Genomic DNA, 16,927 nt, shown 5'->3' with positions numbered 1-16,927 from the left:
CGCGACGACCGTCCGCGCGGGGGCAGCACTCACTTCGCCGGTGCTCACTTCGCCGCCACCGCCTTGCCGTCGACACCCGTCGCCCCGCGCGTGAACCTCGGGTGGATCAACCCGACGCAGGTGTACGGGAGGTCGGCGACCTCCTCCACCGGCACGCCGCGCTGTTCCGCGAGCAGCCGCACATGCGCGAGGTCGGCCCCCGCGCCGGTCCGCGCCAGGATCTTCCATGGCACGCGCCGCAACAGCACCCGCGTCGTCTCGCCGACGCCGGGCTTGACCAGGTTCACGTCGTGGATGCCGTACTCCTCACTGATCCGCTCGACGGCGGCCCAGCCCTCCCACGTCGGCGCGCGATCGGCGGCGAGCGCGTCCTTGACGTCGGCGTCGACGGCGTCGCGCACGGCGTCGAACCGCTCCTCCACCACGTCGAGGAAGTGCCGCGACACGTCCGAACCGGCCAGCTCGGCATAGAACTTGGCGCCGTGGAAGTCGTCGGGGCCGACGAGGTCGGAGCGGAGCACGGTGCGCGATATCAGCCCGGAGACCGTGGAGTTGAGGCAGGCGGAGGGGATGAGGAAGTCCTCGCGCGTCCCGTACGTCCGCACACACGACCCCGGGTCGGCGAGTACCGCTATCTCCGGGTTGAACCCCTCGAGCCCCTCGATCCTCTCGAACTCCGCGATCGCCGCGGACAGTTCGCGGGTGATCGCCCCCTTGCCGGTCCATCCGTCGACGAAGACGACGTCCGCCGGGTCGTGGCGCGCGGCGAGCCAGCGCAGCGCGTTCGCGTCGACGCCCCGGCCGCGCACGATGGAGACCGCGTAGTGCGGCAGTTCGAGCCCGTGCCGGCGCAGCGCCCAGCGCCGCATGAGCACGCCGACCGGTGTCCCCGCGCGCGCGAGGGAGACCAGGACCGGCCGCGGCGAACGCTCGGCGAGCACCGTCTCCGTGACGACACCCACCGCGCGCGCGATCCGCTCGGCGGACGCGTCGAGCGCCGAGTGGAACAACTCCTGGTACCGCGCGCTGGGCTGGTACTCGACCGGCAGCGACTCGGCGTAGTGCGCGCCCCCGCTCTGGATGGCCTCCTCGCGCTCCTCGGTCGGCGCCTCCAGGGTCACGTCCGAGAGGTCCTGCAGCAGCCAGCCGACCTCGTCGGGCGCGTACGAGGAGAAGGCGGGGCCGCGCAGCGGCTCGGGCAGCGACATGGAGGGCCTTTCCTGGGTTCCCTGGGTCATCTCTGGTACGTACGACGGCAGCACGACCACGACCACTCGCCCGGCGTGCTCGGCCACGCGCTCCAACAGCCCTTCGGGCGCCGCGAGTTCGGCCCGGTCGCCGACCGAGTCCAGCACGACCACGACCGTGTCGAAGCCGCCGCCCGCCACGTTGTACGCGTACCGCTCGCCCGGCCCGTCGGCCGGGGCGTCGTGCGCGGGGAAGACGAGGCGGGTGCGGATCGCGTACCCCGGATCGTCGACGGCGAGGACCGGCGAGCGGGTCGTGGTGGAGTACGAGACGTCGGCGCCGGTCGCCTCCAGAGCGGTGGCGAGGCGCAGCGGCGCGTACATCAACTCCTCGTTGCCGAGGACGAGTACGCGGCCGCGCGTGTGCGGGGCGAGCCGCTCGGCCATGGCGGGCAGCGCCGTTTCGAGGCGGGCCCGGTGGGCGGGGGTGAAGCCGTGACGTCCGCCGTCCGGCACCCCGACCGGCCAGCCGAGGTCACCGACGCGGACGATCTCGCCCCGCTCGCGCCTGGCCGCGGGCACGGCGGCCTCCTCGTGGGCGGCGACGAGCGCCTGCCCCTTCTCCAGGACCCCCTCGGGCAGCCGCACCGAGCCCCGCGCCATGACCACCAGGTCGACGCGGGCGCCGATCTCCTCCGCGAAGGCGTCGAGCCGCCCCTGGTCGCCGGGCGAGCGCATGTCGACGAGCGCGACGATGACGTAGTGCGGGCGGGCGTGCAGCTCGTGCAGGGCGCGGACGGTGTTCAGGACCGTGTTGCCGGTGGAGAACTCGTCGTCGACCAGGACCAGCGGCCCCTCCCCGGCGAGCAGTTCGGGGTTCTCGGGCAGCAGCAGATGGGAGGTGGCGTGCGAGTGGGACTCCTCGAAGCCGCCCGCGCAGGCCACACCGTCGACGGGGCGGCGCGTGGAGTGCAGGTAGGGCGCGAGCGCGAGGCCGTCTGCGACCGAGTGGCCGAGGCCCGTCGCGGTCTCGGCGTAGCCGAGGACGACGGCGCGCGCAGCCGCTTCGTCGCCGAGCAGCTCCCGTACTCGTACGCCCAGTTCATGCCCCGCGCGCCAGATCACCGAGGGGCGTTGCGGCACGTGTTTGCCCAGGACGTTCGAGACGAGCAGGTGCGCGCGCTTGGGGTTGCGGCGCAGGGCGAGCCCGAGGAGTTCGGTCAGCCCCTGGTCACCGGCCAGCTCGACGCCGAGCCGCTCGGCGACCCACGTACCCGACCACGTACCCGACGTACCCGACGTACCCGACCACACGGTGTTCACTTTGTTCTCTATGTCCTCTGCTCGGATGGCGGTCCCGGTCGTGGCCTCGGTCATGATGCGGGCAGCCCCGCCGTCAGCAGCTCCACGAACCCGACGTCCTCGCGCGCCACCCCGAACGCCTCCGCACGCTGCAGCGTCCGCTCGGCCCAGGCGCGGTGCGGCTTCACCTCGTTCATCTTGTTCGTGTACGCCGACCTGAGGACCCCGCCGCCGCCCCGCTCGGGCCGCAGGATGTCCCGCGCGTCGCTGTACTCCTCGTGGCTGACGACGGAGAGCGCGTGCACGGGCAGGACGTGGGAGGGGTGGATGCAGGTCTTGCCGAGCAGCCCGTTGGCCCGGTCCATCTCGATCTCGCGCAGCAGTCCGTCCAGGTCGTGCTGGATGAGCGCCTCGCGCAGCGGCTCCGCGCCCTCTTCGAGGAAGGGGCTGCGGCGCAGCTGCGGCTTGAACATGCGTTCCTGGTGGCGGAAGTACTCCCAGACAGGACCGGTCACGGTGAACCCGGTGCCGTCGGCCCGGCCGAGGCGGTTGACGACGTCGCCTATGACGGAGGCGACGATCTGTACGTCGTACGCGGTCATGTCGGGCGGCCTGCGCAGCCCGTAGGCGGAGCAGAAGTCGGTGACGCCGAGGCGCAGGGCGAGGACGCGGGCGCGGTACTTGTCGACGGTGCGGGCGATCCCGTCGAGCGTCTCGGTGCGCGTCTCCAGGTGCAGAAGCTCGGGTGACTCCAGGACGGGCATGGCGAAGAGCCTGCGTCCGGTCGCCGTCTCGGCGGCGGTGAGCGCCTCCAGGAACGGAACGCCCCGCTCCTCCGTGAATTTCGGCAGTACGAATCCGGACAGCAGCGCGACGGCCGCTCCGAGGCGGTGGACGAGGTCGGTGATCTGCCGCGGTTCGCGTACGCGGATGAAGAGCATCGGCGTCTCGGCCCCGCGGGCGGCGAGGTCGGCGAACTGGCGCACCAGGTTCTCCTCGGCGCCGCTCACCTCCCCGTCACCGATCGAGTCCTCCAGGCACAGCACCATGGAGACGACGCCGCGCCGGGCCTGCTTGAGCACGTCGTCGGCGAGGCGGGGCCGGGTGGCGGGGCTGTAGAGGGTGGCGCCGAGCGCCGACGCGAGCAGGCGGGGCGCGGAGTCCGGGCCGAAGATCCCCGGCTCCCGGTGGAACAGGCGTTCCCGCACCTCAGGCGCAATGTGCCCGAAATGACGCATAAGTCTCCCCCGTTTCCTCTGGGCCGCCCGGCTTGATGTGGCCGGTAATAGTACGTACAAACGTGTGTCAACAGTTCCCGGGTGCAATGAAATCCTGGTAACCCGTGGATGTCGGGCGCCGTGCCGCCCCGCCCGCGCTCCCCCGGTGACCCCACTACCCCTCGAACGCGAGTACCCCGCGTTGTCCCGGCCCACCACGGGAAGGCAGGATGACCGTATGACGCACGCGATGCTCAAGGGGGCGAACGTCCCGCTCGACGCCACGGCGGTGCGCGCCGTGCTCCGCTGGACCCCCGGGCAGGGCGTACCCGCGGTGGACGCCTCCGCGCTGCTCCTCGGCGCCGACGGCAAGGTCCGCTCCGACGAGGACTTCGTCTTCTACAACCAGCCCCGCCACCCCTCGGGCAAGGTCTGGCGACTCGGCCAGAAGCGCGTGTCCGACGGCATGACCGACACCCTCCAGGCGGACCTCACGGGCATGCCCCAGGAGATCACCCGGATCCTCTTCACGGCCTCCGCCGACGAGGTCGCGTTCGAGCAAGTGCAGGCGCTGCGGATGTTCGTGTACGACGCCACGGCCGAGGGTGCCGAGCCGCTCGCGCACTTCGACATCAAGCCGGAGACGGGCGCGGAGACCGCGATGATCTGCGGCGAGCTGTACCGGCGCGGTGACGGCTGGCGGCTGCGCGCGGTCGGCGAGGGCTACTCGAACGGCCTGGTCGGGCTCGCCACCGACTTCGGCATCTCGGTCGACGAGTCGGCCGCCGCCGAGCCCGCGCAGGCTCCGTCGGCACCGCCCGCCACCTCCGGAACGGACACGTCCGCGCCGACCGTGCCCGCCGCCCACCCCGCGCCGGCGCCCGCCGCCCCGTCCTTCCCGCTGCCGCCCCAGCAGCCGCCGTCGTACGGGTATCCGCCGCAGCCCGCGGCGCAGCCGGCCCCGCCGTCCCAGCCCGCGTACGGCTATCCGCAGCCGGTCGCGGCGACGGCCCACCCGGAGCCGGAGTTCCGGCTCCCGCCGCAGGGACCGCAGTTCATCGGGCGGTGAGGGCTTCGGTGGGCCTCTACGGTGACCGGGGCGGCTACCGCTCCCCCACCTTGGACTTGTAGCCGCGGCCCCACTGCAGCCCCCATCCGTACAGCCGGTCCAGCTCGGCCTGGAACCCGTAGACGAACTTCACCTCGCGCCGGACCACCAGGTCGCCCTTGACGTTCTCGATGGAGACGACGGCGCAGGAGCGGGCCTGCGGCGCGCGCTCGTCCAGGCTGATCTCGATGCGCGGGCCGTTGCTGGGATACAGCGTCACGATCGCGTGCGTACGGTCGAACGCCGGCGTCTGGTCGTAGATGTAGACGAAGACCAGCAGTCGTTTGATGGCGTCGCGATGGTCGAGGTTGACGTAGATGGTCTCACCGGACGCCGAGCCGAACCGGTCGTCCCCGCTGAGCTTCACGTACGGCGGCGCGTTGAGCGAGCCGAAGAAGCTGCCGAGCGGCTGTACGACGCCCTTGTCGCCGTCGGCCAGTTCGTACAGGCAGCCGAGGTCCAGGTCGACGTTGACCATGGACTGGGTGTGCGCCTGGACGACGTCCGGCTTGAACATGCTGAACGGATGGCGCATCAGGCTGTTCTTCTCGAACCCGCCGATGTCCGAGGTCCGCATCCGCCAGGACAGGTTCACCCGCAGGTTGCCGGTGGCCGCGCCCTGTTTGGAGAGCGAGACGGCCGGATGTCGTTTGGTGAGTTCGATGGAGTTCGTCGCCGCGCTGCCCGAGTCGTAGTCGAACTGCGCGGAGCCCCCGCGCCAGATTTTGTCCCACAAAGACATGCCGCCCCCAACTGCCGAACCTTTGGTCGCCTGTTCATGCCGATCATGCCGATCATGCCGAACGGGGCGGTCGCGGGGAGACATTGCCTCGTGCGACCGCCCCGTTCAGAGCGTTCCAGGATTGTGCCCCGGCTAAAACTCCGGGCTCGCCGGCCCAGGTCATGGCCTGTTCGGCCAGGGCCTGTTCGTCAGACGCCGGAGGAGACTTCGCTCTTGTCCGGGGTGCCCGCGTCGCCCTCCGCGGCCGCGATCCGCTGGTTGCGGCGGACCGAGGACCAGAAGGACCAGGCGATCAGGACGACGCCGATGAGGCCGGTGATGATCTCGTTGATCTCGTAGCGGATCGTGACGAGCAGGATCACGGCCAGGGCGCCGATCGCGTAGTGCGCACCGTGCTCCAGGTAGACGTAGTCGTCGAGCGTGCCCTGGCGGACCAGGTAGACGGTGAGCGAACGGACGTACATGGCGCCGATACCGAGGCCGAGCGCCATGATGACGATGTCGTTGCTGATGGCGAAGGCGCCGATCACGCCGTCGAAGGAGAACGACGCGTCCAGGACCTCCAGGTAGAGGAACATGAAGAACGCGGCCTTGCCGGCCAGCAGCACGGCCGACTTGGGCTTGCCCTCGCGGGCGGCCTGCTCCTCCGCCTCGTGCTCGCGCTCCTCCTCTTCCTCAAGCCGGTTCTCGAAGAAGCTGGAGAGCCCGCCGACCACGAGGTACGTGATCAGACCGGCGACACCGGAGATGAGCACCGTGGACTGCTTGTCCGCGTGCACGCCGCCGTGCTGGTGCGCCTGGGTCGCGAAGGTCATGGCACAGACGAGGAGCACGATCAGCGCGATGCAGACCGACAGCATGTCGACCTTGCCGAGCTTGGCGAGCGGGCGCTCCAGCCAGCCGAGCCACTTGATGTCCCGGTCCTCGAAGATGAAGTCGAGGAAGATCATCAACAGGAACATGCCACCGAAGGCGGCGATGGACGGGTGCGCGTCCGTGACCAGCTGCTGGTAGCGCTCCGGCTTGTTGAACGCGAGGTCGACCGCCTCGATCGGGCCCATCTTCGCGCTGATCGCGACGATCACGACGGGGAAGATCAGGCGCATGCCGAACACGGCGATCAGCACGCCGATCGTGAGGAAGATCTTCTGCCAGAAGGCATTCATCTTCTTCAGGATCCCGGCGTTGACCACCGCGTTGTCGAAGGAGAGCGAGATCTCCATGATCGCGAGGATCGCGACGAGGCCGAGCGCCGTCCAGCCGTCGTAGAACACCGCGGCGATCAATCCGAGCACGGTGATCGCGAACGACCAGCCGAAGGTTTTCAGAACCACTGACTACCCCATCGTGTGTACGGGTTTCCCCGTGCTGGTTGTACGGGGCTCCCCCGCTCCGTGCACGGCTTTAGCAACGCTTTATGAAACGTTGACTCCGAAGTCTAGAGCGATGCCGCGCAGACCGGACGCGTACCCCTGGCCCACTGCACGGAACTTCCACTCGCCGCCGTACCGGTACAGCTCGCCGAAGATCATCGCGGTTTCGGTGGAGGCGTCCTCGGAGAGGTCGTAGCGGGCGAGCTCCTGGCCGTCCGCCTGGTTGACGACGCGGATGAACGCGTTGCTCACCTGGCCGAAGGTCTGCCCGCGGTTGTCCGCGTCGTGGATCGAGACAGGAAAGATGATCTTGTCGCAGGTGGCGGGCACCTTCGAGAGGTTCACGATGAGCGACTCGTCGTCGCCCTCGCCCTCACCCGTGAGGTTGTCGCCGGTGTGCTCGACCGAGCCGTCCGGGCTCTTGAGCTGGTTGTAGAAGATGAACCATTCGTCGCCCATCACCCGGCCGCCGCTGCACAGCAGCGCGCTGGCGTCCAGGTCGAAGTCGGCCCCGGTGGTGGAACGTGCGTCCCAGCCGAGCCCGATCAGGACCTGCGTGAGGTTCGGTGCGGCCTTGGAGAGGGAGACATTGCCTCCCTTGGCGAGCGTGACGCCCATGATCCCTGGTCCTCCCCGCGTGTAAGACAGTGCTGTTGTCGAGCGCGTCCGGCGCCGCACTGCAGGAGTGCGGCGCCGGACGGATGAGCGTGGTGCGCGTGCCGCACGTACGCGCATGGTGCGCGAACTGCACGTACTGCACGTACTGCGCGTGGTGTGCGTGGTGTGCGTGTGGCGGCTGCCGGCTCAGACGTTGACGCCGAAGTCCTGCGCGATGCCGCGCAGGCCCGAGGCGTAGCCCTGGCCGACGGCGCGGAACTTCCACTCCGCCCCGTTCCGGTACAGCTCACCGAAGACCATGGCGGTTTCGGTCGAGGCGTCCTCGGAGAGGTCGTAGCGGGCGATCTCGGTGCCACCCGCCTGGTTCACGACGCGGATGAACGCGTTGCGCACCTGGCCGAAGGACTGCTGGCGGTTCTCGGCGTCGTAGATCGAGACCGGGAAAACGATCTTGTCCACGTCGGCCGGAACCGTCGCGAGGTCGACCTTGACCTGCTCGTCGTCGCCCTCGCCTTCACCGGTGGTGTTGTCGCCGGTGTGCTCCACCGAGCCGTCCGCGCTCTTCAGGTTGTTGAAGAACACGAAGTCCTGGTCGTTGCGGACCTTGCCCTCCGCGCTGATCAGGATGGCGCTGGCGTCCAGGTCGAAGTCCGTACCGGTGGTGGTGCGAACGTCCCAACCCAGGCCCACGACGACCGCTGTGAGGCCAGGGGCCTCCTTGCTCAGCGATACGTTGCCGCCCTTGCTGAGGCTGACTCCCACGTGTCCTCCCTATGGTCTGTAGGGGCGGGGAGCCCCGTAGTGCGTCTGTATCGGATCAACGTCTGGATCCTAGTGAGGGGTTCCCACCCGGGCGAGGCTTCCCACCGGGTGTCGTACCCGGGAACCCCGAATATCCGCTTTACAGGGCTTCGAGCGCCTTCGCGTACTCGTTCAGGTCACGGGCGTCCGGCAGGCCGTTGACGACGGTCCAGCGGACCACGCCCTCCTTGTCGATGATGAAGGTGCCGCGCACCGCGCAGCCCTTCTCCTCGTCGAAGACGCCGTACGCGCGCGAGGCCTCGCCGTGCGGCCAGAAGTCGCTCAGAAGCGGGTACTCAAGACCCTCCTGCTCGGCGAAGACCCGCAGGGTGAACGGGGAATCGTTCGACACGGCGAGCAGCTGCACGTCGTCGTTGACGAACTTCGGCAGCTCGTCACGGATGGCGCACAGCTCGCCGGTGCAGACCCCGGTGAAAGCGAACGGGTAGAAGAGCAGCACCACGTTCTTCTCGCCGCGGAAGTCCGAGAGCTTCACGGTCTCGCCGTGCTGGTTCTTCAGCTCGAAGTCCGGAGCTTTGGTGCCGACCTCGATCGCCATGGTGAAGCTTCCCTTCGGTGGGGCTGTTCGGGTGGCTTCACCCTAGTTGGCGACGGGAAACCACGCTGACGGCGGTCCACTGCCCGGCACCTGCGCCGGGCATGCGTCGAGGCCCCGCGGATGCGTGTGTGCGCCCGCGGGGCCTCCTCTGAGGTCTCCCGGGTGTGGTCCCGCCGGGACGGTCTACCGCTTCTTGGCGGCCGTCTTGGGCGTCACCAGCCTGCTCCCGGTCCAGTCCTTGCCCACGCTGACGCCCTTGGTCTGCGAGAGCCCGGCGGTGGTGGCGGCTTCACCGATCTCGCTCGGCTCGACGTACCCGTCCCGCCCGGTCTTCGGCGTCAGAAGCAGGATGTAACCGCCGTCTTCGATGTACGTGGTGGCGTCCACCAGCGCATCAGTAAGGTCCCCGTCGTCCTCACGGAACCAGAGCACCACGGCATCAGCCACGTCGTCATAGTCCTCGTCGACGAGCTCTGTGGCGGTTGTGGCCTCGATGGCCTCACGGAGCTCCTGATCGACGTCCTCGTCGTAGCCGATCTCCTGGACCACCATTTCGGTCTGGAAACCAAGCCTTGCGGCAAGGTTCGTCTCCGCGTGGTCCGCGGTCGCGCTCACGGATTGCCTCCTGATCATGTTTACGAAGTTGTCTGCAGCTTCGCGCACGCGCGAAGCGTTGGCCGTAGTCCACACGTGCGCGACGGATCGCGCAAGTACCCGGCCGCCGAGACCGCCGAAACGGTGACGTTCCAGGCTGTGCCACCACAACTCCTGTCAAGGATTCCCGCAGGCCGGTGATGTACGCCACAGCATTCTGCCGGGTTTGCCCGCCCTGCGCCGACACCGAGCGTAACCGCCCCGCCGATTTGCTTCGCACAGAGATGACGATTCCGATTCCGAGGTACACGATGGACAAGGGTGTACCCGACGGCGTACGCGAGAGTGGGCGGTGCACGACCGACCGTGAACGGCCGGCCGCGCACCGCCGACAGCACCACCGCCCGTGGCACCGGCGGTGGCAACGCCGGCAGCGCACCACCGAGAGCGGCATCACCGACAGTGAAGGAACAGCGTGGTTTCCGGATCCGATCGCAACCCGATCATCATTGGCGGTCTTCCCAGTCAGGTCCCGGACTTCGATCCGGAGGAGACGCAGGAGTGGCTCGACTCCCTCGACGCCGCGGTCGATCAGCGCGGCCGCGAGCGAGCCCGCTACCTGATGCTCCGACTGATCGAACGGGCCCGCGAGAAGCGCGTGGCCGTGCCCGAGATGCGCAGCACGGACTACATCAACACGATCGCCACCAAGGACGAACCGTTCTTCCCCGGCAACGAGGAGATCGAGCGCAAGGTCCTCAACGCGACGCGCTGGAACGCCGCGGTGATGGTCTCCCGCGCGCAGCGCCCCGGTATCGGCGTCGGTGGCCACATCGCCACGTTCGCGTCCTCGGCCTCGCTGTACGACGTGGGCTTCAACCACTTCTTCCGCGGCAAGGACGACGGCCGCGGCGGCGACCAGATCTTCTTCCAGGGGCACGCCTCGCCGGGCATCTACGCCCGCGCGTACCTCCTGGACCGCCTCACCGAGGATCAGCTCGACGGCTTCCGGCAGGAGAAGTCGAAGGCGCCGAACGGGCTCTCCTCCTACCCGCACCCGCGCCTCATGCCGGACTTCTGGGAGTTCCCGACCGTCTCCATGGGCCTCGGCCCGCTGGGGGCGATCTTCCAGGCCCGGATGAACCGGTACATGGAGGCCCGCTCCATCGCGGACACCTCCGGCTCGCACGTGTGGGCCTTCCTCGGCGACGGCGAGATGGACGAGCCCGAGTCGCTCGGCCAGCTCTCCATCGCCGCCCGTGAGGGCCTGGACAACCTGACGTTCGTCGTCAACTGCAACCTGCAGCGGCTCGACGGCCCGGTGCGCGGCAACGGCAAGATCATCCAGGAGCTGGAGTCCCAGTTCCGCGGCGCCGGCTGGAACGTCATCAAGCTGGTCTGGGACCGCAGTTGGGACCCGCTGCTCGCGCAGGACCGCGACGGCGTCCTGGTCAACAAGTTGAACACCACACCCGACGGCCAGTTCCAGACCTACGCCACCGAGCCCGGCTCCTACATCCGCCGGCACTTCTTCGGCGACGACCACCGGCTGCGCGCCATGGTCGAGAACATGACCGACGACCAGATCCTGCACCTGGGCCGCGGCGGTCACGATCACAAGAAGATCTTCGCCGCGTTCACGGCGGCCAAGGAGCACAAGGGCCAGCCGACGGTCATCCTCGCGCAGACGGTCAAGGGGTGGACCCTCGGCCCGAACTTCGAGGGGCGCAACGCCACGCACCAGATGAAGAAGCTGACCGTCGACGACCTGAAGGGCTTCCGCGACCGGCTGCACATCCCGATCTCCGACGCGCAACTGGAGGGCGGCGCCCCGCCGTACTACCACCCCGGCCGTGACAGCGAGGAGATCCAGTACATGCACGACCGCCGCCAGGCATGCGGCGGCTACGTGCCGACCCGTGTCGTGCGCGCGAAACCGCTTCAGCTGCCGGAGGACAAGGCGTACGCCACGGTGAAGAAGGGTTCCGGGCAGCAGTCGATCGCCACCACCATGGCGTTCGTCCGGCTCCTGAAGGACCTCATGCGGGACAAGGAGATCGGCAGGCGCTTCGTGCTGATCGCGCCCGACGAGTACCGCACCTTCGGAATGGACTCCTTCTTCCCGAGCGCGAAGATCTACAACCCGCTCGGCCAGCAGTACGAGTCCGTCGACCGCGACCTCCTCCTCGCGTACAAGGAGTCGCCGACCGGCCAGATGCTCCACGACGGCATCTCCGAGGCGGGCTGCACGGCCTCCCTCATCGCGGCCGGTTCCGCTTACGCAACGCACGGCGAACCCCTCATCCCTGTCTACGTCTTCTACTCGATGTTCGGTTTCCAACGGACCGGCGACCAGTTCTGGCAGATGTCCGACCAGCTGGCCCGCGGCTTCGTCCTCGGCGCCACGGCCGGCCGCACGACCCTGACCGGCGAGGGCCTCCAGCACGCCGACGGCCACTCCCAGCTCCTCGCCTCGACCAACCCCGCCTGCGTCGCCTACGACCCCGCGTACGCCTACGAGATCGCCCACATCGTCAAGGACGGCCTGCGCCGGATGTACGGGCCGACGGCCGACGGCAAGCCCGGCGAGGACGTCTTCTACTACCTCACCGTCTACAACGAGCCGATCCAGCACCCCGCGGAACCGGCCGACGTCGACGTCGAGGGCATCCTCAAGGGCATCCACCACATCAGTACGGGCGGCTCCGGTGAGATCCCCGCGCAGATCATGGCCTCGGGCGTCGGCGTCCCCTGGGCCATCGAGGCCCAGCAGATCCTCGCCCGGGACTGGAACGTACGGGCCGACGTCTGGTCCGCCACCTCCTGGAACGAACTGCGCCGCGAGGCCGTGGAGGTGGAGCGCCACAACCTGCTCCACCCCGAGGAGGAGCAACGCACCCCGTACATCACGCGCAAACTCTCCGACGCACAAGGCCCGTTCGTCGCCGTCTCCGACTGGATGCGGTCCGTGCCCGACCAGATCTCCCGCTGGGTCCCCGGCACCTACCAGTCCCTCGGCGCCGACGGCTTCGGCTTCGCCGACACCCGGGGCGCCGCCCGCCGCTTCTTCCACATCGACGCCCAGTCGGTGGTCGTCGCGGTCCTCACGGAACTGGCCCGCGAGGGCAAGGTCGACCGCTCGGTCCTCAAGCAGGCGATCGACCGGTATCAACTGCTCGACGTCACCGCGGCTGCCCCGGGGGCGGCGGGGGGCGACGCGTAGGGCTCCGCGGGGGTGACGGGTCGGGGGCAGGCTGCGCGGTTCCGCCGGGGGCGGGGCCGGGCGGTTCGCCTCCGGCGGGGTTCGGATCGTCGAGGGGGCTTTGGGGTGCTTAGCGGGTCGGTTGGATGGTGCCTTAGATCAGTGAGCGGGGCTCAGGGTCGTTGAGTAGGGCTGCGGGTCGTTGAGTAGGGCTCCGGGTCGTTGAGCGGGGCTCCGGGTCGTTGAGTAGGGTTCCGGGTCATTAAGCGGGGCTCCGGGTCATTGAGCGGGGCTCAGGGTCATTGAGCGGGGCTCCGGGTCGTTGAGTAGGGTTCCGGGTCATTAAGCGGGGCCCAGGGTCATTAAGCGGGGCTCCGGGTCGCTGAGCGGGGCTCCGGGTCGCCGAGCGGGGCTTCTGGCAGCCGAGCGGTGTCTGAGGTCGCAGAACGGCCCGTTCAAGGTCGTCTAAGTAGGGGCGCCAGGTCGCAGAGCGGCGCTCCACTTCGCCGAGCGGTGCCCCTAGACCATCGGGCGGCGCTCCGGGTCGGTCAGCCCGGTCCGCGGAACCCCCACCGCACTTAGGACCCGGTGTTTCGCCCCCGCGTCTTGCCGGAGGCGACGCCCCCCACAACGCCGCCTTGCCTCGGCCCAATCACCCGGCAGGGCGTTCAGGACGGCGCGGGCCCCGGCAAGGTGGCCGGGGTCGCGTCGAGTTGCCCGCTGGAGGTGATCAGGCGATCGGGCCCGGGGTCACAGCAACCCGCCCGCGGCGGAGCCGGTCGCCGAGGCGAGCCATACGACCGCCAGCAGCGTGTCGATGGCGCCGAGAACGACGGCGACCAGCGCCGGCACGGACTGCGTGCCGGTCCAGCGTCGCCCCATGGCCAGCCAACCGCAGACCAGGGCGACCGGACCCAGCACGATGCCCAGAACGAAGAACCCCGCGATCGCGCTGACGAGGCCGATGATCGCTAGCGACGCGCGGTCCGGCCCGCTCCGCGATCCTGCGCGGCCGCGTGAACGGGGGTGCTTGCGCGTGGTGTGACCGAAGCCCGCCATCATCACTCCTCGAGCTCGTCTGGACTCGGGCGATGACTCGGGTACCCCGTATGCCGCCGTCTACCACCGGCACCCCCGCGCCGTCATCTTTCCCAGACCTTGAACGCGCGTGCCCGGTAAGGCGATTCGGGCTCCCAGGTACCGCTGCCGGGGTACGTCTGGAACTCCCCGGTCTCCCCGCACTCCGCGGACTGGTACGTGGTGACGGGGCGGCCGGTGCGATTGGCGAGGGACGCCGCGCTGCTCCCCTCCGGCAGCGCGACGCAGCTCTCGATGTCGATCCCGGCCAGCTCATAGGTGTGCCGAGGCCCCTTGAACCCGGTCTTCTCCCACAGACAGAGCTCCCCCGCCCCGCAATCGCCCAATGTCGGTGGCGACGCCGCGGCCGGGCCGGCTGGAAGGGCCATCGCCCCGAGCACCGCCGCGGCGACGCCGGCAAGGACGGCGACAGGCCAGGTCGTTGGACTGTGCATTGGACTGTTCATGAACATACGCATGTGCTTGAACCCCCGTGTCGTGTCGACCAGTTGCCTTCGCGACTGATCGCCTGGCACCCACCTTGGCCCGGAGGATCTGGTTCCGGGAAGGTCTTCCGGGCGACGTCACCCGGATAAGCGAAAGCCCCCGGAAAGTTCCCGGGGGCTTCCCTCACACGAGCGGTTTCAGCGCCCTGTCGACGGCTGAGGACGGTACTGCCCGACCCCATGAGCTGGAGTATCGGACACCGGGACCGCCCCCGGCTCAGATGTGCGCGGCACCCGCCGCCGCGTCCGCGTTGTCGCCCCGCTTGGTCAGCATCGCGACGAGGATCGCGACGACCGCGACACCGGAAGCGACCAGGCACGCCAGGCTCATGCCGGAGATGAAGGTGTCGTGCGCGACGTCCGTGATCTTCTCCGCGAGCGCGGCGGGCGTGCCGGGCGGCACCGGTGCGGCGCCGACCTGGACGGCTTCGGACGCCTGGTCCAGCTGCGCCGGGGACAGCGGCGGAAGCTTGGCGTCCGTCCAGTTGCCCGCGAGGTCGCTGTCCACCTTCGACGCCATCACGGCGCCGAGGACGGCGGTGCCGAGGCTGCCGCCGATCTGCATCGCGGCCTGCTGGAGGCCGCCGGCGACACCGGAAAGCTCCATCGGCGCGTTGCCCACGATGACCTCGGTGGCGCCGACCATGACGGGCGCGAGGCCGAGGCCGAGCAGCCCGAACCAGACGGACATGATGCCGCTGCCGGTGTCGGCCTCCAGCGTGGACATGCCGTACATGGCGATGGCCGTGCACGCCATGCCGCCCGCGAGGGGAATCCGCGGGCCGACCTTCGTGATCATCGCGCCGGCCAGCGGCGAGGCGACGATCATCATGCCGGTCAGTGGCAGCAGGTGCAGACCGCTGTCGATCGGGCTCATGCCATGCACGTTCTGCAGGTAGAAGGTGACGAAGAACAGGCCGCCCATGAACGCGATCGCCATGAGCACCATCAGCACCACACCGGCCGACAGCGGCACCGAGCGGAACAGGCCGAGCGGGATGAGCGGCTCGGCGACCCGGGTCTCCCAGATCGCGAACACCACGAAGCAGAGCACCGCCGCGGCGAGGAACGTCCACGTCAAGCCGGCGCCCCAGCCCCACTCGGGCGCCTTGATGAGGGCCCAGACGAGACAGAACATCGCGCCGGACAGCAGCACGATGCCGGGGATGTCGAAGGACCGCGGCGCGTTCTTCGCACGGTGGTCGAGGAGGATGACGAGCCCGAGGACGAGGGCGAGGATGCCCACAGGGACGTTGATGAAGAAGACGGACTGCCAGCTGACGTGCTCCACGAGCACGCCGCCGAGGATCGGGCCGCCCGCGGTCGACGCGCCGATGACCATGCCCCAGATGCCGATCGCCATGTTCAGCTTCTCGGCGGGGAAGGTGGCGCGGAGCAGGCCGAGCGCGGCGGGCATGAGGAGGGCGCCGAACAGGCCCTGGAAGACACGGAACGTGACTACGAACGCGATGCTGTCGGACAGGCCGATGGCGCCCGAGGCGGCGGCGAACCCGACCACGCCTATGAGGAAGGTCTGCCGGTGTCCGAACCGGTCGCCGAGCTTGCCCGCGGTGATGAGCGCGACCGCGAGGGCGAGGAAGTAACCGTTGGTGATCCACTGGACGTCGGCGAAGCTCGCGCCGAGGTCCTTCTGAATGGCCGGGTTGGCGATGGCGACGATGGTGCCGTCGAGGGCGACCATCATCACGCCGATCGCGACGGAGAAGAGGGTCAGCCAGGGATGGCCGCGCAGCCCCTTGGCCGGTGCCGGGACGGGGTCGGGTCCCGGAACCCGGTCCGCCTTGTCGACAGTGGTCTGACTAGTCATACGTTCGAGGCTAGTGACAGCGCCTGACAGTTGACAAAGCATTTCACAAGTCGGTAACTGTCACGTCGCTCACACTACGGTGGGCTGCACAAACAGCTCGAAAGAGGACCATGACGACTCGGTTGAACCTGCGTGAACTCAAGAAGCGGCGCACGCGAAACGCCTTGCTGCGCGCCGCGCTTGAGCTCTTCACGTCCCAGGGCTTCGAGTCCACCACGGTCGACGAGATCGCCGAGGCCTGCGAGGTCTCCCAGCGCACCTTCTTCCGCTATTTCGCGAACAAGGAGGAGGCCGCGTTCGCCGTCCAGGAGATGGTGGAGTCCCGCTTCGTCGCCGCCTTGCGCGAACGCCCCGCGCGGGAGAGCCCGTTCGAGGCGCTGCGCCATACGGTCGTCAGTACCTGGGAGGCGCTGAGCCGCTCGGTGGAGGAAGTCATTCCGGTCGAACTGCACATGCGGACCTATCAGATGATCGAATCGACTCCGGCGCTCCTTGCCGCACATCTGCGTCGCTCCATCGAGCTGGAGGAGGAGATCGCACGTGTGATCGCGGAGCGGGAGGGGCTCGACGTGGACACCGACCCCCGCCCGCGCGTCGCGGTGGCCGCGTTCAGCGGAGTGATGCGGATGACGGGGCGACTGTGGGGCGCGGGCGAGGACGCGAGTCTCGACGCCATCCGCGGGCTCACCGAGTCCTACCTCGACCACCTGAAGCCGTCCCTGGGCGAGCGGTGGGACCACGGCGGAGCGTGAGCGTCCTCACGTGACGCCGGTCGCACGTACGCGCGCGTGGGCACGCCGTCCCCCTTACGCA

General features: G+C 69.1%; 14 protein-coding genes. 3 read left to right on the top strand and 11 right to left on the bottom strand.

Annotated elements, in window-relative coordinates; genetic code table 11:
* Positions 1–44 precede the first annotated feature (44 nt).
* Together ACH4RC_RS06810 and ACH4RC_RS06805 are read right to left on the bottom strand one after the other, a co-directional pair.
* Positions 45–2,564: a phosphoribosyltransferase gene (locus tag ACH4RC_RS06810; protein ID WP_398196197.1), complete on the bottom strand. Its 2,520-nt coding sequence runs from the start codon at positions 2,562–2,564 to the stop codon at positions 45–47.
* On the bottom strand, positions 2,561–3,727 hold the full coding sequence (locus tag ACH4RC_RS06805; RefSeq protein ID WP_398196194.1) for an HpcH/HpaI aldolase/citrate lyase family protein: 1,167 nt from the start codon (positions 3,725–3,727) through the stop codon (positions 2,561–2,563). The genes ACH4RC_RS06810 and ACH4RC_RS06805 overlap by 4 nt, the downstream gene beginning before the upstream one ends.
* A gap of 217 nt (positions 3,728–3,944) precedes the next feature.
* Between ACH4RC_RS06805 and ACH4RC_RS06800 the strand changes: the two genes are divergently transcribed.
* Positions 3,945–4,775 carry a TerD family protein gene (locus tag ACH4RC_RS06800; protein WP_398196192.1) on the top strand — a complete coding sequence of 277 codons (831 nt, stop codon included), beginning with the start codon at positions 3,945–3,947 and terminating at the stop codon, positions 4,773–4,775.
* A 34-nt stretch (positions 4,776–4,809) separates the two neighbouring features.
* On the opposite strand, the gene ACH4RC_RS06795 is transcribed toward ACH4RC_RS06800, so the two are convergent.
* The 6 genes from ACH4RC_RS06795 to ACH4RC_RS06770 form a co-directional block, all read right to left on the bottom strand.
* On the bottom strand, positions 4,810–5,556 hold the full coding sequence (locus ACH4RC_RS06795; RefSeq protein ID WP_398196189.1) for a Tellurium resistance: 747 nt from the start codon (positions 5,554–5,556) through the stop codon (positions 4,810–4,812).
* Positions 5,557–5,744: 188 nt separating this feature from the next.
* A complete protein-coding gene (locus ACH4RC_RS06790; RefSeq protein ID WP_398196187.1) occupies positions 5,745–6,890 on the bottom strand; it encodes a DUF475 domain-containing protein in 1,146 nt (381 codons plus the stop codon).
* A gap of 81 nt (positions 6,891–6,971) precedes the next feature.
* Positions 6,972–7,547: a TerD family protein gene (locus ACH4RC_RS06785; protein ID WP_398196184.1), complete on the bottom strand. Its 576-nt coding sequence runs from the start codon at positions 7,545–7,547 to the stop codon at positions 6,972–6,974.
* 186 nt (positions 7,548–7,733) lie between these two features.
* A complete protein-coding gene (locus ACH4RC_RS06780) occupies positions 7,734–8,309 on the bottom strand; it encodes a TerD family protein (RefSeq protein WP_398196181.1) in 576 nt (191 codons plus the stop codon).
* Between the two features lie 139 nt (positions 8,310–8,448).
* Positions 8,449–8,907 carry a peroxiredoxin gene (locus ACH4RC_RS06775; protein WP_398196178.1) on the bottom strand — a complete coding sequence of 153 codons (459 nt, stop codon included), beginning with the start codon at positions 8,905–8,907 and terminating at the stop codon, positions 8,449–8,451.
* A 183-nt stretch (positions 8,908–9,090) separates the two neighbouring features.
* On the bottom strand, positions 9,091–9,522 hold the full coding sequence (locus ACH4RC_RS06770; protein ID WP_398196175.1) for a DUF3052 domain-containing protein: 432 nt from the start codon (positions 9,520–9,522) through the stop codon (positions 9,091–9,093).
* Between the two features lie 454 nt (positions 9,523–9,976).
* Between ACH4RC_RS06770 and aceE the strand changes: the two genes are divergently transcribed.
* Complete coding sequence (gene aceE / locus ACH4RC_RS06765) at positions 9,977–12,724, top strand: pyruvate dehydrogenase (acetyl-transferring), homodimeric type (protein ID WP_398196173.1); 2,748 nt, start codon at positions 9,977–9,979, stop codon at positions 12,722–12,724.
* 729 nt (positions 12,725–13,453) lie between these two features.
* Here aceE and ACH4RC_RS06760 read toward each other — a convergent pair.
* The 3 genes from ACH4RC_RS06760 to ACH4RC_RS06750 all read right to left on the bottom strand — a co-directional run bounded on the left by ACH4RC_RS06760 (position 13,454) and on the right by ACH4RC_RS06750 (position 16,114).
* On the bottom strand, positions 13,454–13,765 hold the full coding sequence (locus ACH4RC_RS06760; protein ID WP_398196171.1) for a small hydrophobic protein: 312 nt from the start codon (positions 13,763–13,765) through the stop codon (positions 13,454–13,456).
* Between the two features lie 80 nt (positions 13,766–13,845).
* The gene (locus ACH4RC_RS06755) at positions 13,846–14,235 is read right to left on the bottom strand and encodes a peptidase inhibitor family I36 protein (protein WP_398196168.1); all 390 of its coding nucleotides are present in this window, start codon (positions 14,233–14,235) and stop codon (positions 13,846–13,848) included.
* A gap of 268 nt (positions 14,236–14,503) precedes the next feature.
* Positions 14,504–16,114 carry an MFS transporter gene (locus ACH4RC_RS06750; protein ID WP_398196165.1) on the bottom strand — a complete coding sequence of 537 codons (1,611 nt, stop codon included), beginning with the start codon at positions 16,112–16,114 and terminating at the stop codon, positions 14,504–14,506.
* 110 nt (positions 16,115–16,224) lie between these two features.
* Between ACH4RC_RS06750 and ACH4RC_RS06745 the strand changes: the two genes are divergently transcribed.
* A complete protein-coding gene (locus ACH4RC_RS06745; protein ID WP_398196163.1) occupies positions 16,225–16,866 on the top strand; it encodes a TetR family transcriptional regulator in 642 nt (213 codons plus the stop codon).
* Positions 16,867–16,927: the final 61 nt, after the last annotated feature.

This window comes from Streptomyces sp. NPDC016845 (assembly GCF_044332585.1).
Taxonomy (GTDB): domain Bacteria; phylum Actinomycetota; class Actinomycetes; order Streptomycetales; family Streptomycetaceae; genus Streptomyces.
The sequence above is the reverse complement of the archived record's forward strand: the minus strand, read 5'-3'. Positions and strand labels throughout refer to the sequence as shown.

Bases quoted from the DNA above. Each gene is read 5' to 3' on its own strand.
- ACH4RC_RS06745 (WP_398196163.1), top strand. From the start codon at position 16,225: ATGACGACTCGGTTGAACCTGCGTGAACTCAAGAAGCGGCGCACGCGA.
- ACH4RC_RS06785 (WP_398196184.1), bottom strand. From the start codon at position 7,547: ATGGGCGTCACGCTCGCCAAGGGAGGCAATGTCTCCCTCTCCAAGGCC.
- ACH4RC_RS06805 (WP_398196194.1), bottom strand. From the start codon at position 3,727: ATGCGTCATTTCGGGCACATTGCGCCTGAGGTGCGGGAACGCCTGTTC.
- ACH4RC_RS06775 (WP_398196178.1), bottom strand. From the start codon at position 8,907: ATGGCGATCGAGGTCGGCACCAAAGCTCCGGACTTCGAGCTGAAGAAC.
- ACH4RC_RS06755 (WP_398196168.1), bottom strand. From the start codon at position 14,235: ATGCACAGTCCAACGACCTGGCCTGTCGCCGTCCTTGCCGGCGTCGCC.
- ACH4RC_RS06810 (WP_398196197.1), bottom strand. From the start codon at position 2,564: ATGACCGAGGCCACGACCGGGACCGCCATCCGAGCAGAGGACATAGAG.
- ACH4RC_RS06795 (WP_398196189.1), bottom strand. From the start codon at position 5,556: ATGTCTTTGTGGGACAAAATCTGGCGCGGGGGCTCCGCGCAGTTCGAC.
- ACH4RC_RS06750 (WP_398196165.1), bottom strand. From the start codon at position 16,114: ATGACTAGTCAGACCACTGTCGACAAGGCGGACCGGGTTCCGGGACCC.
- ACH4RC_RS06800 (WP_398196192.1), top strand. From the start codon at position 3,945: ATGACGCACGCGATGCTCAAGGGGGCGAACGTCCCGCTCGACGCCACG.
- ACH4RC_RS06760 (WP_398196171.1), bottom strand. From the start codon at position 13,765: ATGATGGCGGGCTTCGGTCACACCACGCGCAAGCACCCCCGTTCACGC.